Source organism: Nostoc sp. (genome assembly GCF_054880495.1).
Map to the genome: position 1 here is coordinate 16,370 of NZ_JBTYKD010000378.1, position 20,122 is coordinate 36,491.

The 20,122-nt window shown below is 40.5% G+C and carries 16 protein-coding genes; 11 read left to right on the forward strand and 5 right to left on the reverse strand.

Annotated features, from left to right (window positions below; translation table 11 throughout):
• The first annotated feature begins 229 nt into the window (after window positions 1-229).
• From ACYTXL_RS31935 to ACYTXL_RS31955, 5 genes are all read left to right on the forward strand, one after another.
• Window positions 230-1,420, forward strand: coding sequence for an aliphatic sulfonate ABC transporter substrate-binding protein (locus ACYTXL_RS31935; protein WP_461928107.1), 1,191 nt, complete (start codon window positions 230-232; stop codon window positions 1,418-1,420).
• An 88-nt stretch (window positions 1,421-1,508) separates the two neighbouring features.
• Window positions 1,509-2,597, forward strand: coding sequence for a sulfonate ABC transporter substrate-binding protein (locus ACYTXL_RS31940; RefSeq protein WP_461928108.1), 1,089 nt, complete (start codon window positions 1,509-1,511; stop codon window positions 2,595-2,597).
• Between the two features lie 371 nt (window positions 2,598-2,968).
• The gene (locus ACYTXL_RS31945) at window positions 2,969-4,012 is read left to right on the forward strand and encodes an aliphatic sulfonate ABC transporter substrate-binding protein (protein ID WP_461928109.1); all 1,044 of its coding nucleotides are present in this window, start codon (window positions 2,969-2,971) and stop codon (window positions 4,010-4,012) included.
• Between the two features lie 325 nt (window positions 4,013-4,337).
• The gene (locus tag ACYTXL_RS31950) at window positions 4,338-4,622 is read left to right on the forward strand and encodes a hypothetical protein (protein WP_461928110.1); all 285 of its coding nucleotides are present in this window, start codon (window positions 4,338-4,340) and stop codon (window positions 4,620-4,622) included.
• Between the two features lie 11 nt (window positions 4,623-4,633).
• Window positions 4,634-4,804, forward strand: coding sequence for a hypothetical protein (locus tag ACYTXL_RS31955; protein WP_461928111.1), 171 nt, complete (start codon window positions 4,634-4,636; stop codon window positions 4,802-4,804).
• 58 nt (window positions 4,805-4,862) lie between these two features.
• On the opposite strand, the gene ACYTXL_RS31960 is transcribed toward ACYTXL_RS31955, so the two are convergent.
• The gene (locus ACYTXL_RS31960) at window positions 4,863-4,970 is read right to left on the reverse strand and encodes a PKD domain-containing protein (RefSeq protein ID WP_461928143.1); all 108 of its coding nucleotides are present in this window, start codon (window positions 4,968-4,970) and stop codon (window positions 4,863-4,865) included.
• Between ACYTXL_RS31960 and ACYTXL_RS31965 the strand changes: the two genes are divergently transcribed.
• Window positions 4,921-5,091, forward strand: a complete 171-nt coding sequence (locus tag ACYTXL_RS31965; protein WP_461928112.1) for a hypothetical protein — start codon at window positions 4,921-4,923, stop codon at window positions 5,089-5,091. The genes ACYTXL_RS31960 and ACYTXL_RS31965 overlap by 50 nt on opposite strands.
• 312 nt (window positions 5,092-5,403) lie before the next feature.
• Window positions 5,404-6,312, forward strand: a complete 909-nt coding sequence (gene rnhA, locus ACYTXL_RS31970; protein ID WP_461928113.1) for a ribonuclease HI — start codon at window positions 5,404-5,406, stop codon at window positions 6,310-6,312.
• 50 nt (window positions 6,313-6,362) lie between these two features.
• Here the strand turns inward: rnhA and cruG are convergent, their stop codons facing one another.
• Window positions 6,363-7,592, reverse strand: a complete 1,230-nt coding sequence (cruG, locus tag ACYTXL_RS31975; RefSeq protein ID WP_461928114.1) for a 2'-O-glycosyltransferase CruG — start codon at window positions 7,590-7,592, stop codon at window positions 6,363-6,365.
• 178 nt (window positions 7,593-7,770) lie between these two features.
• A complete protein-coding gene (cruF, locus tag ACYTXL_RS31980) occupies window positions 7,771-8,679 on the reverse strand; it encodes a gamma-carotene 1'-hydroxylase CruF (RefSeq protein WP_461928115.1) in 909 nt (302 codons plus the stop codon).
• Between the two features lie 795 nt (window positions 8,680-9,474).
• On the opposite strand from cruF, the gene ACYTXL_RS31985 reads away from it, so the two are divergent.
• The 4 genes from ACYTXL_RS31985 (at window position 9,475) to ACYTXL_RS32000 (ending at window position 12,955) form a co-directional block, all read left to right on the forward strand.
• Complete coding sequence (locus tag ACYTXL_RS31985; protein WP_461928116.1) at window positions 9,475-9,963, forward strand: RRXRR domain-containing protein; 489 nt, start codon at window positions 9,475-9,477, stop codon at window positions 9,961-9,963.
• A 166-nt stretch (window positions 9,964-10,129) separates the two neighbouring features.
• Window positions 10,130-11,215 carry an ABC transporter substrate-binding protein gene (locus ACYTXL_RS31990; protein WP_461928117.1) on the forward strand — a complete coding sequence of 362 codons (1,086 nt, stop codon included), beginning with the start codon at window positions 10,130-10,132 and terminating at the stop codon, window positions 11,213-11,215.
• An 84-nt stretch (window positions 11,216-11,299) separates the two neighbouring features.
• A complete protein-coding gene (locus tag ACYTXL_RS31995) occupies window positions 11,300-12,193 on the forward strand; it encodes an ABC transporter permease (RefSeq protein WP_461928118.1) in 894 nt (297 codons plus the stop codon).
• A gap of 54 nt (window positions 12,194-12,247) precedes the next feature.
• A complete protein-coding gene (locus tag ACYTXL_RS32000) occupies window positions 12,248-12,955 on the forward strand; it encodes a Uma2 family endonuclease (protein WP_461928119.1) in 708 nt (235 codons plus the stop codon).
• 17 nt (window positions 12,956-12,972) lie between these two features.
• On the opposite strand, the gene ACYTXL_RS32005 is transcribed toward ACYTXL_RS32000, so the two are convergent.
• Window positions 12,973-16,593: a hybrid sensor histidine kinase/response regulator gene (locus ACYTXL_RS32005; protein WP_461928120.1), complete on the reverse strand. Its 3,621-nt coding sequence runs from the start codon at window positions 16,591-16,593 to the stop codon at window positions 12,973-12,975.
• Between the two features lie 180 nt (window positions 16,594-16,773).
• The gene (locus ACYTXL_RS32010) at window positions 16,774-20,082 is read right to left on the reverse strand and encodes a GAF domain-containing protein (RefSeq protein ID WP_461928121.1); all 3,309 of its coding nucleotides are present in this window, start codon (window positions 20,080-20,082) and stop codon (window positions 16,774-16,776) included.
• Window positions 20,083-20,122: the final 40 nt, after the last annotated feature.

Sequence of the window (20,122 nt, forward strand, 5' to 3'; positions counted from 1 at the left end):
TATCTTTATTTATATAAACAAATAAAAACCTAATAAAACTTGTCTAATTTTCACATTATATGCTTATAAAAATATAAGCAACTCAATGTATTATTTTTTTAAACTAGTGTTGATGAATACTTTATTTTAAAAATAAATCCGATAAAATCTAGACTGAAATTGATTGTTGTTGTCACTCATTAAAAACGCTGCGACAAAAATTTTTAAATTTAAATATAGAAAAAATGTTATGGCATTTTTCAAATCTTTGCATAGCCTCAAGTTGTCTATTAAGAAGCCGCTACAACCAAATAGAAAAAAGACAAAATCGGTATATGAATATAGCCTAAATACTAAATCTATAGAAGCAAAATATAAAATTGATCGTAAACATATATCTTTACTGATGGCTACTTGCTTCCTCACAATACCAATGGCCATATTTGGTTGCAGCCAAGAAACTAAAACTACTCAAAACGAACCAGCCCCAATTAGTACACAATCTCAAAGTCAAACAGTTTCTAATATTGCACAAAAGCAAGAGCTACGAGTTGTTTATTCTAAGCTTGGTTCTCTTGCAGTGATGAGAAACCAAGGAACTCTAGAAAAGCGTTTAGCAGCAAAGAATTTTACTGTAAAGTGGCTAGAGTTTGCTGCTGGACCGCAAGCTTTAGAAGCGTTAAACGCTGGTTCTCTTGATATCGCAGCCACAGCTGAGTCACCACCTATATTCGCTCAAGCCGCAGGCACACCTCTTGTGTATGTTGCAACGACCCCATTTAATGGTAAAGGAGTTTCTTTTTTAGTACCAAAAAACTCTCCAATTAAAAGTGTTGCTGACTTTAAGGGCAAAAAAGTTTCCTTTCAAAAAGCCTCTATTGCCCACTATGTTTTACTAAAAGCGCTACAAAAAGAGGGACTAAAGCTGAGTGATATAAAATCTCTTTTTCTGCCACCTCAAGATGCAAATGTGGCTTTTAGCCAAGGAGGAATTGATGTTTGGGTAATTTGGGAACCTTACATTACTAGAAATGTCCAAAAAAATCTTGGACGTGTATTAATAGATGGGCAAGGACTCCAGGATCTTGGTGGCTTTTATACCACCTCACGTCAATTTGCCAAAGAGCATCCTGAGATTCTCAAAGTTTTTCTAGAGGAGTTTATCAAAGCCGAAGATTGGTCACAGAAAAATATTGATAAGTTAGCAGAACTTGAGACAGGTAATGTTGGTATTGATGTACCTACTCTGAAAGCAATTCATAGTAAAGCAGTATATGGTCTGCTACCAATAACTGATGAAGTTGTTAATAAACAACAACAAATAGCTGATTTATGGTATGCACAAGGACTTCTACCAAAAAAGGTTAATGTCAAAGATGGAGTACTTACTCCAGAAGAATATGCAGCATTCACACCTGATTCCATTAAATCTAATAAGTAAATAATTGTAATCAATTAAAAAAATGGAGGATTTACGTTGTTAGCTGATGTTTTTCTATCAGTAGTTAATCAAAAGTTGGGGTGCAAAAATGTTTAATAATTTCGTGAGAACTCAGACAACAATAATCGGTAAATTAGCCTTATTTGTAATGCCTGGTTTTCTAGCTTTGTCTACTACTTTAATCAGCTGTACGTCAACTGTATCTAATACAAATACAGGAGCTGATCCGAAAGCAGATCCAGCCGGGCCAAGGACTATAACTTTTAAAACAAAAGTGCTGCGAGTTGGGTATCAAAGCTCTGGTGATTTAGTTAGAGTGACAGGAGTTTTAGAAAAACGTTTGGAACCCTTGGGTGTGAAAGTTGAGTGGGCACAATTTGCTCAAGGGCCGCAACTAATGGAAGCGATGAATGTGGACAAAATTGATATTGGATCAGTTGGAGAAACTCCTCCCATTTTTGCTCAAGCTGCTGGTGCGAGAATCGTCTATCTTGCTGGTAGACGAATTACTGCTACTTCAGGTAAAGGGAGTGCGATCGCAGTTCCTAAAGGTTCTCAAATTAAGACTTTAGCTGATATTAAAGGACAAAAAGTGGTCTTTCAAAAAGGTTCTGCTTCTCACTATTTTATCATCAAAGCTTTAGAAGAAGTCGGGTTGAAATACAGTGATATTAAAGTCTTGAGTATGCCCAATGTCGAAGCTCGTGGTGCATTTATTCAGGGCACTATTCCAGTTTGGGTAACTGGTGATCCTCACTTAGCTTTAGTGGAAAAACTCCACGGTGCGCGTGTGCTGAGAGATGCGACAAATATTGGTACTCCAGGTGGATATTATGTAGGAACACGTCAGTTTGCTAAGGAAAATCCCGAATTACTTCGGATTATCCTGGAAGAGATTGATAAAAACGGTCAATGGGCAGAAGCAAATCGTAAAGAGGTAGCCAAACTAATAGCACCGGTACTTAAAATTGATCTCCCCATTCAAGAAATAATTTCTGGACGCGCTAATTATCGACTTAAAGGAATTACTCCAGAATTGATGAAAGCTCAACAAAGTGTTGCAGATTTATTTTATCAGCAAAAAATATTACCCAAAAAGATTGATGTTCAAGAAGCTTTACTTACATCCAAAGAATATGCAGCTATTACTCCACCAACACTTATAAGTGAAAAGTAGAAAATAATCAGATATGAAGACTGGGGATTAGGAAATAGTTTTCCAATATCAAATCTCGAATCCCTTGAAATGCTTCATGCTAAACAAGCCTAATTGAGGAAAAGCCACTTTTTGCAAATCTCCAGACTTGATTCTTTAATAAATGCGAATCGTTTTAGAAATAGCTAAAAAGATCGCTAATTTTTTTCAAACCAACTAGAATACCAATTTACTAAAGCGAAAAACAGATTTGTTCAATTAGTGCAATCTCGAGTTTTAATACTAAATTGGTGTTCTAGGAGGTTGAGAAAACAACTTCTGATTATCTTACTTGCTTTTGAAAGTAAGACTTACAACTTAAAAGCTAAAACTTACGAGGACAATCACAACTGATGAATAAGCCATTTCAGCCACAACGCCGCACAGTTTTAAAGCGTATTGTCCAATATTCAGCACTAGGACTGGTTGCTTTATTATCTCCTTTTGCGGGTAGCCTTATGCAAAGCACCCAAGCGCAAACAAACGCCAAAGTAATTAACTTGGCCTATCAAAGTTCTGGTGATATTGTCAAAGCCAGAAAAATTGTTGAACCACGTTTCAAAGCATTGGGTGTAACTGTGAATTGGGTTGGCCCATTTGCAGCAGGGCCACAATTGATAGAAGCGCTAAATGCAGGTAAGGTGGATATCGGTAATGTCGGAGAGACACCTCCAATATTTTCCCAAGCCGCAACCACAGGCGCCCCTCAATTTGTCTATATTGCTGGACGCACGCCCAGCGATGGGACAAACCAAGGTATTGTAGTGAAAGCTAATTCTCCCTTTAAGACAGTAGCCGATCTTAAAGGTAAGAAAATTGCTTTTCAGGTAGGGTCGAATGCACAGTATTTACTAGCAAAAGCTTTGCAAGAGGTAGGGTTAAAAATTAGCGATATTCAAATCGTTGCTTTGACTCCAACTCAAGCCCGCGACGCCTTTCTTCAAGGCCAGGCTGATGCCTGGGTGGGTGGCGATCCCTTGTTAGCTGTTGTGCAAAGTACTAATACTACTCCGATTCGGATTTTGAGAAATGCAGCCGGAATTAACACTCTAGGCGGATTTTATCTTGGCAGGCGTTCATTTGTCACCCAAAATCCGGCATTGGTGCGAGTGTTTTTAGAGGGAGCAGAGACGGCAGGAGAATTTGCTGAAAAAAACCCAACCATAATTGCCAACGAGTTAGCTCCTGATCTGAAATTAGATGTATCAATTGTAGAAAAGGTGGTACGCCGTAGTGCTTATAGATTGAGAAGACTGACACCTGCGATCATTGCCCAACAGCAGAGCGTTGCTGATTTTTATTTTGCACAAAAAGCCATCCCGCGTAAGATAGATATCAAGCAAGGGATTCTTCCTACTCTACAATATCAAGCCATCACACCTGACAATATCAAGTAACGGTAAACAGGTAGAGGCAGGTTTATCATGATCGGACAACGGCTCTCGTGAGGGAGTCGTTGGCTTTAATCAACTATTAAGTTAGCGATCGCTTCTACTAACAAAGGTTGGCTCTAGTGACAACTCTCACCGCTAACTCCAAGCAGTGTGCGTTAGGCTCTCAAATTCACAAATGAGACTTGCTGCATCACGGTAAGTGCGATCGCCCCGATCATTCTGACTGCATCTATTTGGGGTTATCGGGGTTGTGATTATGTACTACATCAACTATCATGCAAGCTATTTAAGCTAGTAATAGAGTTGTTTCAATCCAGGTTATGAGAATATGAAGGTTTGGCTTACCTGCTTCTTCGTGCTGTTTGCCTTGGCAGAACTGTTTGACTGGTTGCAAGAATTTAATTTGCCATTACCTATCTATATTTTGGGTGGCGCTTTTTTAGCTGTTGCTTCTAACTATGATAAAATGTTTGGCTCTTATTTTGCTGATTCAAACATTGAAGCATCACTCGAACAACCCCAGCTAGATTCACTAACCCCATCTATTAATCCTATTTCTTTCCCAATTGCCAGTCCTGTTGAAGATGCTCAAACATCTCAAACAGATGATTAGCCGCCCGCATAGTGCGTACTTCTCTACGAGACCCTTCTCTACGAGACGCTGCGCGTAGCTTGCTTCTCCAAAGGAGTACGGCAAGCTCAGGGCATCGCGCTGCGCGAACGGCAAGCTCAGTAACCATCGTAGACATCGCTTGTCTTATTCTGGTTGCAGCCTTGGGAGTTGAGAGTTTATGATCAGATGTTGCGATCGCGTCCAGCACAAGCATCCATCGGCGGATTTTGCTGGTAAAAATCACTGAGCTGTTTGACCGGAACTTAAGTTTGTACCATCCCCAAAGTCCCAGATGTAGGTGAGGGTATCGTTTCCTGGGTCAGTAGCGATCGCACTGAAGGTGGCAATTGCACCTTCTCTAATATTTCATTTTACTGTAATGCGGCCGATTATGGGGGCTATGTTGTTGATGTTGCCTGTGACTGTTGCCTCGTTGGAGATGGCGTTGTCGTTGTCTAGGACGATGTAGTTGATCTGAAGGAGAAATGATATGTCGCACCAAAAGATTCTCATAGGAGATATCATCAGTCGTTACGCGGCTGGGGAAAGAGACTTTAGCGACTTTTCCGACAGACTCTACCATACCAACACTATTTAATTTTGACCAAACTGAATCACACACCTGAAAAGTCAACTTAGTCTTGCCGAATATTTATTACTTCAACTTTTAATTACCGTGCTGCAATCTGCGAGATAAACTATAATAACCTGGATATTGTTTAAAAAAATTCGCCGCTAATAACTCTTCCCTTAGCGTCCTCTGCGTTTCCATGCCCTAACCATGTCCACCCAACCGACAATTCAAAGCATATACACTGATGGTGCTTGCACCGGGAACCCTGGCCCTGGCGGTTGGGGTGTCGTCGTCTATTTCAGCGATGGCTCAATCCACGAAATTGGCAATGCATCCCCTCATACCACTAATAATAAAATGGAAATGCAAGCTGCGATCGCCGCCCTGCAATTCCTGCAAACATCTCAACAAGCCCAAGCCATCACCCTTCATACGGATAGCGAATACCTGATTAACTGCGTTACCAAATGGGTGAAAGGCTGGAAAAAGAAAGGCTGGAAAAAGTCAGATGGTAAACCCGTCCAAAACCAAGACCTTTTGGAAACTCTTGATGAACTTAATACCCAACAGGTAAAATGGCAACACGTCAGGGGACATTCTGGTAACATAGGTAACGAACGTTGTGATGCGATCGCTCGCACCTATGCCAGTGGCAAAACCCCTTCCCTACAACAATTATCTCCCACAGATTTTTACAACTCTTTACCTGATTCTGGCGAACTAAATGTAGCAAAAGTAGCTGATGATCAAAAAAACTCTAGAATAATTAACCAAAATACCCAACAAGTCAATACTTCTGCACCAGAAATAACTGTTATGGAACCATCAACTGGGCCTAATGCGATCGCAACCGATGAAAAACCGTCAGAAATTAGGGTTTCGCAACTCCGCAGCTTGGTCGAAACTCTGCGTATCGCTGACGAAATATCTGAAAAAGGCTACTTAATTACCAGTTCTGAGTTAGCCGACTTGATGGATGTCCACGCCAGCGCTGTTACCAGTCGGGGAGATCAATGGCGCTGGCGAAACTGGATAGTGTCACGGGTGCGTCGTGAAGGAAATCAAATTCTTTGGGAACTGGAACGCGGGGATCAAATAGGAAGTGAAGAGGAGTAAGGAGTTATGAGTAAGGAGTTATGAGTTATGAGTTATGAATTTTTAACTCCTCACTCCTCACTATACTTGCGTCCCCGCCACTCACGCGGGGTGCGGAACGCAGATAAGAAAATTCGCAGCACAGCTAATGGATCAGCCAAAGGGGAAAGCCAGAATAACCAACTACCTTTGGCGGTTGTGCGATCGTAGGAAGGTGCGATCGCTATTAGCATAGCAAAGCGAATCACCAGCAAGAATAAATTCAATCCCAGGAGAAGAAGTGGGGGAGTGGGTAGAGACGCGATTAATCGCGTCTGTAGCAAGTAAGCGAGTGGAGGAGAAATCAACAAAAAAGTTAGGACAATAAAAAGGGGTAGACCCTGAACAGATGTAAGTAGCCATAAATCTCCCCACAACTGAGAACGAGAAGTTGCATCTTTGAGATCGAGACTCCGCCCCCATTCCTTCCACGTCTCCATCGCCCCTTCATACATCCGAACCTTCAGCACCTTTGCGCCATCTAAAAAGCCCACCTTATACCCTTGAATAGCAATATTTCGTGCCAAAGTGACATCATCACAAAAAGAACCACTCGCACTGGTATAACCACCCACAGCAGCTAAAACGGAGCGACGACACAAAAAACACTGCCCATTTGCCATCACCCGTTCTGGCTGCTCTGTATTGATCCCGGCGGGGTCAAATCGGTAAAGCAGAGTCATTAACAAAGCCGGTTGTAGCCAGCACTCGCCAGGATATTTGAGGATGAACTGGGGTGAAAGGGAAACGAGATCATAACCTTGTGCTTCGGCCGTCTTCACCAAAGCAGCAACCAAACCAGGATGTGGTTGGATATCAGCATCCAGTCCGAGAAACCACTGACTCGCTTCAGAGCTATATAGAAAACCGTTATGCAACGCCCAAGGACGCCCCACCCAACCAGAGGGTAAGGGATCATCTGTCATCAGGCGAAAGCGCGGATCTTTCTGCTGTATCGCTTTTACCAAGTCAGGGGTGCCATCACCAGACTTACTGTCTACAACAATTATTTCCCGAACTTCGTAGCTTTGCTGACTTAAACCAGCTAACAGAGGACTAATGCGAAGCGCCTCGTTCAATGTGGGAACGACGACACTAACCTTACCCAAAAGTTCCAGCGTTGGCTGTTGCGGTTCTATTGGGGGAAGGCGTCTTGGCCCCTTTAGCAGACGTGAAAACAGAATCGCCGTTGCTGGTACTTGGATAAGTAGCAATAAAAGGGAGATGGCGCTTTCTACTATCAAAGCGTTGTCATTAGTCATTTGTCATTGGTCATTTGTCATTGGTCATTTGTCATTGGTCATTTGTCATTTGTCATTGGTCATTTGTCATTGGTCATTTGTCATTGGTCATTTGTCATTGGGCATTGGGCATTGCTTATTTCTCCCTTGTCTCCCTTATCCCCCTCATCTCCCCCTACTCCCCACTCCCTAAATAAGCTTATTTCAAGGCAACTTCAACCTTTGCCACTGAGACTTCCTTGCTTGCTGGTTCAACAGCAACTTGAGTGGGTGTGGCTGAACTGCTTAACCACAGCGCCACGGCAGGAGTCACACCTAGCAATAAGCCGAGCAACACAGGGATGGAGAACCCAGCCGCCAAGCTTAGTGCGGCTGCGAAGATAAAGTTAGTTAAATATACGACTAAGGGTAGATTGAGTTGCGATCGCTCTAATTTAATCGAGGTATTTCTCCACAATAATCCTGCCACACTCATAAACAGGGCGCTAGTGCCAAACCAACCTGCATAGTTCTGGTAAGGTGTCCCAAAGAAAGCTCCTGGTTGTTCCCAATACCAAAAGGGCAGAGAAGATTGACTCATCGCTGGTTCAAGGGCAAAATCCCAGCAAGTGAAGAGCAAAGCACCAACGGCTATAGCAGCAATATGGCGTCCCCAACTGGGTTTTTGAGCCACTTTCAAACCAGTTCTCGCAATTAAGTAAGACGACAGCCCAACATAAAACCAAGATAAAGGAATTGTGAAAGGAACTAGCCCCGCAATCTTATAACCTAAGCCACTCAAGTAGCTATAATCACCAAATGGAAAACCCGTACTGGTTCCCAGTAGTTCACTCCCCAAAGAGATAAACACAGCCGGCAGCATAAATGCTAGCCAAGTTCCCAATCCCAACGTCCGGTAGGCATAAATAGAGACAGCTATTGTCCCCAAAATGATATCAACTACACCCCCACCTGCCATACTTAACTGGATGGCATTTTCTCCAACCTGCGATAAGTTGAAAATTCTTTCGGCATTAGGTATGACCAGTAGCATCCCTGCCAGTCCAAAGGCTTTTGACACGATATGACCAATGAGGCATACGCGTTCAGCAATAACAAGTTGTCTCATGATAATTCCTTAACAAGATGTGACACGCGGCTACTCGGCTGCTAATAGTTTACAAATGTTTAACAACATATTTAACTACTTTGTACCGCAATTCTCTACAAACTTGTTTGGCTTTCTTGGGAAGAGCATAACAGCCTATTGAAGCTATAAAAAATATGATGATAGACTTACTAGTTTAAGCCATATAGTCAAAATATACATAACTTCATCTGTAAAGACTTCTGGTTTCTTGTAAATCAAAGGGTTTAAGACCCCTACCTCTATAGGTAGTACCAGTTTCAGTCGGGGTTAAAATCCCCGTCTGAAAATGTCTTTAATTTTGAATTTTGAATTTTGAATTTTGAATTGTTAATGTCCCACTGATACCCCTATGATGAAAAACTCCTTCCATGCCGGGATCTCCTTGAGGGAGTTTGATCAAATAAGGGATACTGTCTAACCAGGCGATCATTTTCACTAACCGTTGTGCCAGGAAAAATGTTGTATATGATGTAACATTTTGATAGTAAGTGTGAACAATGACACATTTACCCCAAAAAATCACACCAGTGGCTACGAGGTATCCCGTAATCTAAGTCACAAACCCTGCTCTAAAGAGACAGGGCTTGTAAGAGAAAGACTAACCACCTTTTCGATACAAGATTAAAAAAGTGTCTAGCTTACAGGCTTAAAGCCTAAACTGAATTGCCTGGGCGTGGTAGCCCACAAAACGTTAAGAATGCTTCCCAAGTTTTTAACCTCTTAGGCAATCAGTAGCGATGGGATATACACACCTAGCAATAGGATTCATCGTAAATGTTTGTACCAGTAGTTGACAAAAATAACTGTCCTCTGATGCCAACGACACCTAGTAGAGCAAAGCGTTGGATTAAATCAGGTAAAGCTACACCATTCTTCAAAAAAGGAGTATTTTGTGTTCGACTAAATAAAGAACCAAGCAATAGAAACACTCAGCCAATAGCAGTAGGTGTTGACCCTGGCAGCAAGCGCGAAGGGTTCACGGTTAAATCGAAGATGCATACATATCTCAATATTCAAACTCATGCCGTTGATTGGGTAAAAGACCATTTGTTGGTTCGCGGTAATATGCGACATGCTAGGCGATTTCGTAATACCCCTTGCCGACAGAATCGCAAAAATAGACTTGTAAACAAACAAAAATTACCACCATCGACTAAAGCCAGGTGGCAATGGGAGTTGCGTATTTGCAACTGGCTGACGTTAATATTTCCTGTCTCAACTTTTGTGGTTAACAAAAAAAGCTCCAAGCAGAAAAACAATTAGCTTACACAGTTTAGACACTGGTAAACGATTAACACAAAATGCACTTTCAAATGATTGTTTATTCAAAGCATATTCTTCATGGAGAAGCACGGCAGTTAAAACTACCGTTCGGCTTTCCTCCACGTAAGAAAGTCAAGTGGTTTCCAGCCGTATTGAGGATTTTCTTATGACTAGCAGACGCCAATTTTTAAAAGAGGTGGCAGCGCTTTCTAGCTTATCTTTAGCTGGTTGTGGCTGGAGGCTGGCTGAAGTACGTGCTAATTCTAATCCGAATGGTCAACGTGACCAACTTTATATTTTTACCTGGACGCAATATACTGACAACCAATTACTGAAAACTTTTAGCACCCAAACCGGCATGAAAGTGCTAGCGGATGTATATGATTCCAATGATGTCATGCTGGCTAAGTTGCAAGCTGGAGGCGGTGGCACTTACAGCATCATCTACCCATCCGATTATATGGTGCAGAAGATGGTCAACAAAGGTTTGTTAACAGAAATAAATCACGATCGCTTAATCGGGTTAGAGAATTTATTCCCCCGGTTTCAGAATCCTAGTTATGACCTCAATAACCGATATAGTATCCCTTTTAACTGGGGGACAACAGGTTTAGTTTACAATTCCGAAAAACTCAAAGATGCACCACAAGACTGGGATTACCTTTGGCAAAACAAAGAGCAACTTAATCAGCAGATGACCTTGCTGAATGATGTTCGAGAAGTAATGGGTGCAACGTTACGGATGCTAGGTTATTCTTACAACTCAAAAAATGAAGAACAAATCAAACAAGCTTATGAAAAGTTGAAGCTGCTAAAACCTGCGATCGCACGTTTTGACACCGACGCTTGGCAAAATCAAATTCTGGCAGGAGATTTACTATTGGCAATGTGTTATTCAGCAGATGCGGTGAAAATCTCTCAAGAAAACCCTAAACTAAAATATGTGATTCCTCGCAGTGGTTCTTCATTATGGACAGATACTATTGTTATTCCCAAAACAGCCCCCAATCAGGCTGGAGCCTATGCTTGGATTAACATGATTCTGCAACCAGAATTAGCAGCCCAAATTAGTCAACGCCTGAGTATTTCTACACCTAATAGCGCTGGATTCGAGCAATTGCCAAAAAGAATACAGAACAACGCTAATTTCTTTCCCTCAGAGTCGGTTTTAGCAAATTGTGAACGTGTTAGTCCTGTAGGAAAATTTGAAGAGGTTTACGATCGCTATTGGACTCAATTAACTAGCAGCTAACTAAATTTTGGATTTTGGATTTTAGATTTTTAATTCAATCCAAAGTTTAAAATTAAAAATCTAAAATTGACAGAGTTATAAGTGATGAATTTTCAAAAAAATGATAATTCTAAAATGGAAGCATTACATCGTCTGCGAGGAAATTGGCTCCAACCTTTGGTATTACTTGCACCATCTGGGATTTGGTTATTACTTTTGTTGGTGCTGCCAAGTTTGATAATTTTTGAGTTGAGTTTAGTTGCAGACATCCAACCGGGAGATTTAGTTAATCCCAACGGATTCAAAAACTACATCCGAATATTTGACCCCCTTTATTTGCAAGTAATCGTGCGATCGCTATTTTTTGCGTTTGGCACCACAATCATTTGTTTAATTATGGGCTTTCCCGTTGCCTATTGGATTGCTCAGATAGCACCGCAGCGTTGGCGGAATTTGCTGCTATTAGGCTTCATATTGCCTTTGTGGACTTCCTCGTTACTTCGTTCCTATGCTTGGATTACAATTCTTCGTCCGACTGGTTTATTAAACAGTTTACTCAGCAATTTAGGCTTGCCTACTTTGGAATTACTTAACCAGAGTCAAGCTGTATTTATTGGCATGACTTACAGCTTATTACCCTATATGGTTTTGATTTTATATGCTTCTCTCGAAAAGCTAGATAAGCGGTTGCTAGAAGCGGCGGCTGATTTAGGTGCAAATCCGGTGGAAACTTTTTGGCAAGTAACCGTACCGCAAATTTTACCGGGAATTGCGGCTGCTTCCATGCTTGTATTCATCACAGGCTTGGGGGATTTTGTCGATCCAGAATTACTTGGTGGTGCTTCTAGTATGACGGCGGCACGGTTAGTTTATAACCAGTTTCTGGGAGCAACCCAAAATTGGGGATTTGGTTCAGCTTTGAGTATGACGTTAATTTTGCTTGTTAGTATTGCGATCGCGCTTTTGATTAAGTTTGGTGAAGCTCCACCCAAACGCTAAACTTTTTGTCACTCACTTATAATAAAGGCATCAAACGCCAGCGAGACAACGGTTATGCTCTCACCTGATCTCAAAAATGCGTTACCAACTACTGATGAACTTCCCTGTTCAGACGATACGCCAGTGGATAACGAAGACCAAAACTTTTTGCCCAACATTTTACTTTTCCTACTCAACTCTATTTGGGCAAATCGCATGGATTGGTACTTCGGAGTAGATATGGGAGTGTATCACACCACAGGAGTAAATCCCAGAGTACCTGTAGTGCCAGATGCTTTTTTGAGTGTGGGAGTAGAACGGAAAAAGGGTGGTAAATCACGCAAAAGTTACGCGGTTTGGGAAGAAAATGGGATAGTTCCAATATTCACATTAGAAATGGTATCCCACACCCCAGGAGGTGAATACGACGAAAAGCTAGATATATATAGAAAACTCGGTGTATTCTACTACGTAATTTATAACCCGGAGTTTTGGCGACGGGACCAACATCAACCCTTTGAAGTATATAAGTTGATAGATGGAAACTACCAACTACAAATAGGTGAACCCTATTTGATGCCACAGGTAGGGTTAGGTATTGGGCGACACCAAGCTGTAATTGGCGGGATACAACAGGAGTTTTTATGTTGGTATGATCAGCAAGGAAACCGCTATTTGACAGATGGAGAACAGGCACAACAGGAGCGATCGCGGGCTGAACAATTAGCGCAGTATTTACGTTCTCTAGGTGTAGATCCAAATAATCTACCTAGTAATTCGTAATTCGTAATTACGAATTCTCAATGATTTGTCACCATGAGTAAATACTTAGAATCATTGGTATTACCGTTAATTAACCCCTGAATTAGAGAAAGAAACTCATGCTCTAAATAAGGCTTGGTCAAGTAAGCCTTTGCACCCAATTCTTGGGCAAGCTGGCGATGTTTTTCAGCGCTGCGAGAAGTGAGAATCAGTACAGGTATTTTTGCTAAATTTGGATATTGCCGGAAATTGCTCAACAACTCAAAACCATTCATTCGTGGCATCTCTAAATCGGAGATGACAACTTGTATTTCTGGATGTAACTGCAACTTTTCTAGAGCTTCTATACCATTTTGAGCTTGTATTACTTGATAACCAAATTTTTGCAGAGTCAGAGAGATAGTTTGCCGGAGACTAATTGCGTCATCTACTACTAAAATAACTTTTGGTGATTTATTATCTCGTTCTTGAGAATAACTGGGCTGGGTTTCTATAGTTGTTGTGCAAGTAGATGCAGTAAGTAATGGTGTAGATGAAAAATTGTGTCCTGATATCGGCAAAGCTTTTTTATTTGACGAAGAAGCTATTGGTAGCGGACTGATATCAAGTGTTGTTTGTTGAATATCGCTAGAATCCACCAGCAATGAAGCATCAATCACTAAGATGAGATTACCATTAGCTAAACTACTACAACCATAAATGTATTTTGGCGGTGCGATCGCATTTCCTAAAGGTCTAATTACCAGTTCTTGTTCACCAATTATTTGATCAACTTCTAAAGCAACCTTTCCCTGATTTCGTCGGAGCAAAAGCACCGGATTTTTCCCTATGCTTGGATCGTGAGTATTTGATGTCTTGTATGCAGTAGCACTATTAAAGAATGAACCATTATAATCAATCAACTTTGAAAGTTGACGGAGGCTGACCATAGTCTCATCATTCTCTGTCTTCCAATGCAAGACTTTTTTGCCTTCAATTTCTTTAATCTGTTGCTCAGAGGGAATCAATATTTTTTCGATACTATCCAAAAGAAGGGCATAAACAACACCTTTGGCTTGAACTAGCATTAATTCTTCTGTAGTCATAGAAAAAGGAATTTTGAGTATGAATATTGTTCCTTGGTTGGGGAAGGATTGTACTGAAACTGAGCCGTTAAGTGCGTGCATCTGAGTACGCACAATATCTAAACCCATACCGCGTCCAGAAATTTCGCTCACTTTGCTAGCAGTAGAAAATCCAGGCGAAAATATCAAATCTAAAAGTTCATGATCAGCCAGATTAGAAGTAGAACTGCTAGTTTTTTCTTTAGTTTCTATGAGACAAAATTCATCAGCTTTTCTGCGAATTCTGTCTAAATTCAATCCCTGACCATTATCCCGAACTTCGATAACAGTTTGGCTACCCTGATGATAGGCGCAGATTTCGATTAAACCTTGTTCTGGTTTACCAAACTCTCGGCGAACTTGCGGAGTTTCAATCCCGTGGTCAAAAGCATTACGCACTAAGTGTAATAAGGGATCGTAGAGCTTTTCAGCGATCGCTTTATCCACTAGTACCGCAGTACCAGTAAGTTTCAACTCTACAAGTTTGGCATAAACATTCCCCAACTTATTTACCATATGGGGGAAGCGATTTAGAATATTGCCCAAAGGTGACATTCGTGCTTCTACTAAGCTATCTATAATATTAAGAGTTAAATTCTCTTGTTTGTCACTAATTTGAGTAGCTTGCATCAGAAGCAAGTCAAGAGACTCTGTGGTTTCTTGTAGTTGCAGGGTCTCTTCTATTGCTTCATGCAATGTCATATGGAATTCTGTATATATATCCATTTCTAGAGAGTCAAATTTCACTGCAAAATCTTGCGTTTGTTGTGAGCTAATATTTTGTACTTGTAATGGTAAATCACGTAATTCATTTAAAGTTGTTTGGTGTCTAATGAGTTGCTGTACTAATTGCTCAATTATTTCTTTGACTTGTTCATCTCGCAAACTACGTCGGTTTTGGTAAATCAGCAATTCTCCCGCTAGATAATTGAGGTGTTGCAGTCTCTCTGTATCTACTCGAATAAATGAAGGTTGACGTAAATTTTTAGTTTGAACATACTGTGATTTTTCTTCTATTTCTTTGTTAATTTGTGTAGCTAAATCAGGCATGACTTCAATAGCTGTTTCAGAAACTACTGGCTCAATGACAGTTAATGAATTAAGCTTTTCTGAAGAATCAGCAGTCTGGATCGTCACGACTTCAGCTGCAAGGTTTTCGCTAAGTTCTTCTCCCCATATTGCTTCTAGTAAGTTATCAGTTGCTTGAGGAGATACCGATTTAGATATTTTTTTAAAAACTAACAGTGTTTGTAACTTGGGACTATCAAGCCAATTTTTCTCTTTGCCAGTAACAGGAAGATAATTTTTATATTCTTGTGCTAATGTATGAATTTGCTTCTGTAAGATTTTAATTACTAACAGGTAGCTGTCAGATGGGTTAACAGAATATTGAAATTTTGCAACTGCAAATAGGATAATTAAGATAATCCCACGCCGATAAATACAAAGACTTTGACTATCGCCTTCATCTTGAACAAAATCAAGAAAGTTTTTCAGCCAGTTTTCGATATAATTAAGTATACTTGTTTTTTCTAATCTGGGAATCAGTAAAGTCAAGCTGATCTCTGGCTCTGGTATTTCCATCTGGTGATTAAACCAGCCAAAAATGTAGCGAATTACTTTTAAATAAAACTGGGCAGTTGTTGGCTTTACCGATTCATTTTTAGTATTATCAGATGTAGTGATAAACTGGTAAAATTGTTCTTCATTGATGATAAATGTGCCAGCAGATGAATTATTTTTTAATTCTCCAGATAACTCATTATTTGCAACTGTCGTGAGTTTTCGCAAAGCTGGAGAACTTTCTCCCCCAGATGTGCGATCGCCTTCTAATACTAATTTTTGTGCTTGTTGCAAATCTGCAAGGGCAATTTCTGCAATTTGCTGCACCTGGGTGGGATTTGCTTGCAGCGCTGACAGAATTGTTTGGGCAATTTCTCCCAATCCAGGTAAATTTAGAGATTCTGCCAAGCCGAAAAACACCTCAGCTTGAGAGTGTAAAAACTCAATAAATTCGTCACTATTTGGTGGATTGTTAACAGTGTCAGCAATAGTGTTTAGACGTTGTTCTACACCCACTTCAAAAACGGACTGCACAATATCAAATCCTAATTCTTCAGAAGTGGGAATATCAGACTCAGCACCAAAAGCATTACCCAGTTTTCCTTGCAACTGTGCAAACACTGAAGTTGCTCGATGCATCAGTTCTTCATCATTAACAGTACTGCCTATTAGCTCGGTATTTAATGCTATCCTCAGACAGTCATAAGCTTGTAACAAAAGCGTTTGTAATTCGGCATCAACTACCACTTTTGGATTATATAGAGCCTTAAATACATCTTCTAAAAAATGGGCTATCATCTTAATTACTTCTAGCCCAACATTAGCAGATCCACCTTTAAGTGTATGAGTAGCCCGCATTAAGTTGTGAACTTTAGCAATGCTATAACCTTCCGATAAGCTAAATAGTTCTTGTTCAATAATTTGGACTAATTCTGGGGCTTCCGCCAGAAAGTAGATGTATCCTTGTTCGCGAATTACGTTATCTGTGATCATAAGTGGGGAATGGGGAGTGGGGAAGATTGAAATTTACGTATAATGTGAATTGAGAGTTAAAAACCTTTCAGTTTCGTTAATGATTCCAAAATGATGGTTTTGTCTAAGCCTGGAAACCCTTATGGAAAAATGGGATTTTTTAATTCACATCAGGCGTAATTCCTACTCCCTACTCCCTTCTTAGTTCACTTTAAACTTACCAGCAGTTGTTAATAAATCTTTTGCCATTCCTGATAAATCTTGAAACACAGTAGCAATTTCTTGAGATTCAGCAAAAGTTTTGTTAGCAATTCCTGCTACATCTTGCATTGATTTAGTTACTGTTACAGATTGCGTCATTTGTTTTTGAGTCGCTGCGGTAATTCGCTCGATTAGTTGACTAATTTCGGCAGTTGCAGAAACGATCGCATTTAAGTTTTGACGAGTGTCATTGACAAGATTTGTACCTTCTACCACCTGTTGAATGCCAGTTTCCATCGCTACTGCAACTTCCCCGGTTTCTGCTTGAATCTCCTGAACTAATTTTTCTATTTCGATGCTGGCTGCTGCTGACTGGCGAGATAAAGAACGGACTTCATCAGCTACAACTGCAAAGCCTTTGCCATATTCACCTGCACGCGTGGCTTCAATCGCTGCATTCAAAGCCAATACGTTTGTCTGTGTGGCAAAATTACCAATCAAATTCACCACTTTAGAGATTTTTTGCGAGGATTCACTGAGGCGTTTAATCTTTTTGCTGGTTTGAGCAACGGTTTCACGAATTGCTTGGATTGCTTTGACAGTCAGGTTCATCGCAGTATCGCCAGACTCTACAGTTTGATTGGCTTGTTGCACTGCTAGTTGCACCAACTCAGCATTTGCCACAACAGCTTGAGTAGAGTCCACCATCAGTTGAATTTCGCCTAAAGCTGCGCTAATTTCCTCAGATTGTTGTTGCGCCAGATTGGTCAATCCCGCCAGTGAAGCGTCGCTATTGGTAGAAGTTTGGGCAACTTTTTGAGCAGCCCCCTGTACCTGAATAACGATTTGTCGCAGTGCTTGCAGGGTATTATTATAGACATCGGCGATCGTGCCTAGCTCGTCTTCTGTAACCGGTGCGCGTACCGTTAAGTCGCCACTAAGGGCAGGTTGAAGGGCTATTAAGAGTTGAATAGACCGTTGTTGTAATAATTCCTTGGCTGCCTTTTCCCGTGCTGCTGCTTCTGCTAATTTTGCTGACTGCGCTTCTACTTTTTGCAAATATTCTGTCTGTTGTAATCCCAACCCTAACTGGCTACCAATACGTGCTAATAAGGTGACTTGCGATTCTTCCCAATCACGAGTTCCCGAATTTTGATAAGCTCCTAGCAATCCCCACAATTGTTCCCCAGCAAATACAGGAACAATTACATAAGCTTTGACTTCAAATTGCTCTAAAATTTCAATATGGCAAGTAGAATGACCTACCTGATAAATGTCATTTACAACAAAGTTTTCACCTTGGGCATATCGACCTCCCTGAGTTTCTTGTAAGTGGGTATCTTCCCAGACAGTTTTGATATCGGGTCTTACCACTTTTACCCAACCCTGAGCTACTGATTCAGACACAAATTCACCACTCCAGTCGGGATTAAAACGATAGACTGCAACGCGATCGCATCGCAATAATTGCCTTACTTCTTGAGTGCTTATTTTGAAGATTTCTTCTACATCTAAAGATTGCCGGATGCGGTTACTGATCTTGGTAAGAGCTTTCTCTTGTTCCGCTATCTGAGCTAGTTTCTCAGATTTCACCCGAACTAATTCCAAATAATCTATCTGTGATTTAGCTAGGCTAAATTGCAAGCTAGTCTGAACCAAAAAGTTCACTTCCCAGGTTTGCCATTCACGAGGGTAAGAATTTTGATACGCTGCCAGCAAGCCCCACAATTTATCCCCGAAGAATATAGGAACAATTATGTAAGCTTTGGCTTCAAACTGCTCTAAAATCTCAATGTGGCAGGGAGTAAGCCCTATTTGATAAATGTCATTAACAACAAAGTTTTCACCTCTGACATACCTACCTCCCTTAGTTTCTTGCAAGTAGGTATCGTCTAAAACGGTTTTAATATCAGGGCCTACCAGTTTTGTCCAACTATTACCCACAGACTCAGACACAAATTCACCACCCCAGTCAGGGTTAAAGTGATAGACACAGACGCGATCGCATTTTAGTGATTGACGCACTTCTTGAGTGGTTGTTTTGAAGACGCTTTCTACATCTAAAGATTGGCGGATGCGGTTAACTATCTTAGTGAAAACTTTCTCTTGTTCAACTATCTGAGCTAGTTGATCAGATTTCGTCTGCACTTGCTCGACATATTCTTTTTGTGATATGGCCACACCAAATTGCAAGCCAATCTGAGTCAAAAAGGTTTCTTCCCAAGGTTGCCAATCACGCGGCCCAGAATTTTGATAAGCTGCCAGCAACCCCCATAATTTCTCTCCAATGAATATAGGCGCAATCATGTAAGCTTTCATTTCAAACTGCTCTAAAATATCAATGTGGCATTGGGCATGACCCATTTGATAAATGTCCTTAACCACAAAGCTTTCACCCTTGGCATAACGTCCTCCTTGAGTGTCTTGTAAGTGGCTATCTTCCCAGACCATTTTAAAATCAGGTCCGACCATTTTTATCCAACCATTACCTACTGTCTCTGTTATAAACTCGCCACTCCAGTCAGGTTTGAAGCGATAAACAGCTACGCGATCGCATTTTAGTAATTGCCGTACTTCTTGAGTAGTTGTTTGGAAAATCTTATCAAGATTTGATACCTGGAGAATTTTTTCGATAACTTTAGTTACTGATTTCTTTGCCTGTGTTTGATTTTGTAGTTCTTTGTGAAATTCAAAGCTCTGTAATCTGTATGTGAGTTCTGTTGTAATTTGAGATAGGAGACTAATTTCTACTTCTTGCCACTGCCGCACTGAAAAACAATTATTTACTGCTAATAATCCCCATATTTTACCTTCCACTAGAATCGGTAAACTCAAACTAGATTTAATTTGAAATTTATCTAGCAGCTGCTTTTGATAAGGAGTAAGTTGTATCTTATTGATATCGTCAATAACTACAGGTTCTACATAGTCTTGATTGCTATATAAGCCAAAAATAATTCCGGAAATATTTTCACCTAAAGTCGGTGTCCAACCTAGTCCTCTGGATTCTGCTAAAACATTACCTGATTCCAGAGAAGTAAACTGATAAATCAAGGCGCGATCGCAGCTAATCTTTTCTCTAATTTGCGCTACAGTGATTTTGAGTAGTGTATCAAGTTCTGGAGCTTGGCGCATATGAGTTGTGATATCTTGCAACTGTCGGCGCCAACTTTTAAATTCCTGAGCGATCGCATTTAATAAAGATATTTCATGACTGGCAATATTTGCTATATTCGCGTCACCATTAATATTTTGTACTTCCGAGATTATATTTTCATTTTCTTCGCTATTTTTATAAAAAAATGTCATTTTATGCACCTCTAAACTTGTGATTGCTAATAATTTGAGA

Bases quoted from the DNA above. Each gene is read 5' to 3' on its own strand.
- ACYTXL_RS31935 (WP_461928107.1), top strand. From the start codon at position 230: ATGGCATTTTTCAAATCTTTGCATAGCCTCAAGTTGTCTATTAAGAAG.
- ACYTXL_RS31940 (WP_461928108.1), top strand. From the start codon at position 1,509: ATGTTTAATAATTTCGTGAGAACTCAGACAACAATAATCGGTAAATTA.
- ACYTXL_RS31945 (WP_461928109.1), top strand. From the start codon at position 2,969: ATGAATAAGCCATTTCAGCCACAACGCCGCACAGTTTTAAAGCGTATT.
- ACYTXL_RS31950 (WP_461928110.1), top strand. From the start codon at position 4,338: ATGAAGGTTTGGCTTACCTGCTTCTTCGTGCTGTTTGCCTTGGCAGAA.
- rnhA (WP_461928113.1), top strand. From the start codon at position 5,404: ATGTCCACCCAACCGACAATTCAAAGCATATACACTGATGGTGCTTGC.
- cruG (WP_461928114.1), bottom strand. From the start codon at position 7,592: ATGACTAATGACAACGCTTTGATAGTAGAAAGCGCCATCTCCCTTTTA.
- cruF (WP_461928115.1), bottom strand. From the start codon at position 8,679: ATGAGACAACTTGTTATTGCTGAACGCGTATGCCTCATTGGTCATATC.
- ACYTXL_RS31985 (WP_461928116.1), top strand. From the start codon at position 9,475: ATGTTTGTACCAGTAGTTGACAAAAATAACTGTCCTCTGATGCCAACG.
- ACYTXL_RS31990 (WP_461928117.1), top strand. From the start codon at position 10,130: ATGACTAGCAGACGCCAATTTTTAAAAGAGGTGGCAGCGCTTTCTAGC.
- ACYTXL_RS31995 (WP_461928118.1), top strand. From the start codon at position 11,300: ATGAATTTTCAAAAAAATGATAATTCTAAAATGGAAGCATTACATCGT.
- ACYTXL_RS32000 (WP_461928119.1), top strand. From the start codon at position 12,248: ATGCTCTCACCTGATCTCAAAAATGCGTTACCAACTACTGATGAACTT.
- ACYTXL_RS32005 (WP_461928120.1), bottom strand. From the start codon at position 16,593: ATGATCACAGATAACGTAATTCGCGAACAAGGATACATCTACTTTCTG.
- ACYTXL_RS32010 (WP_461928121.1), bottom strand. From the start codon at position 20,082: ATGACATTTTTTTATAAAAATAGCGAAGAAAATGAAAATATAATCTCG.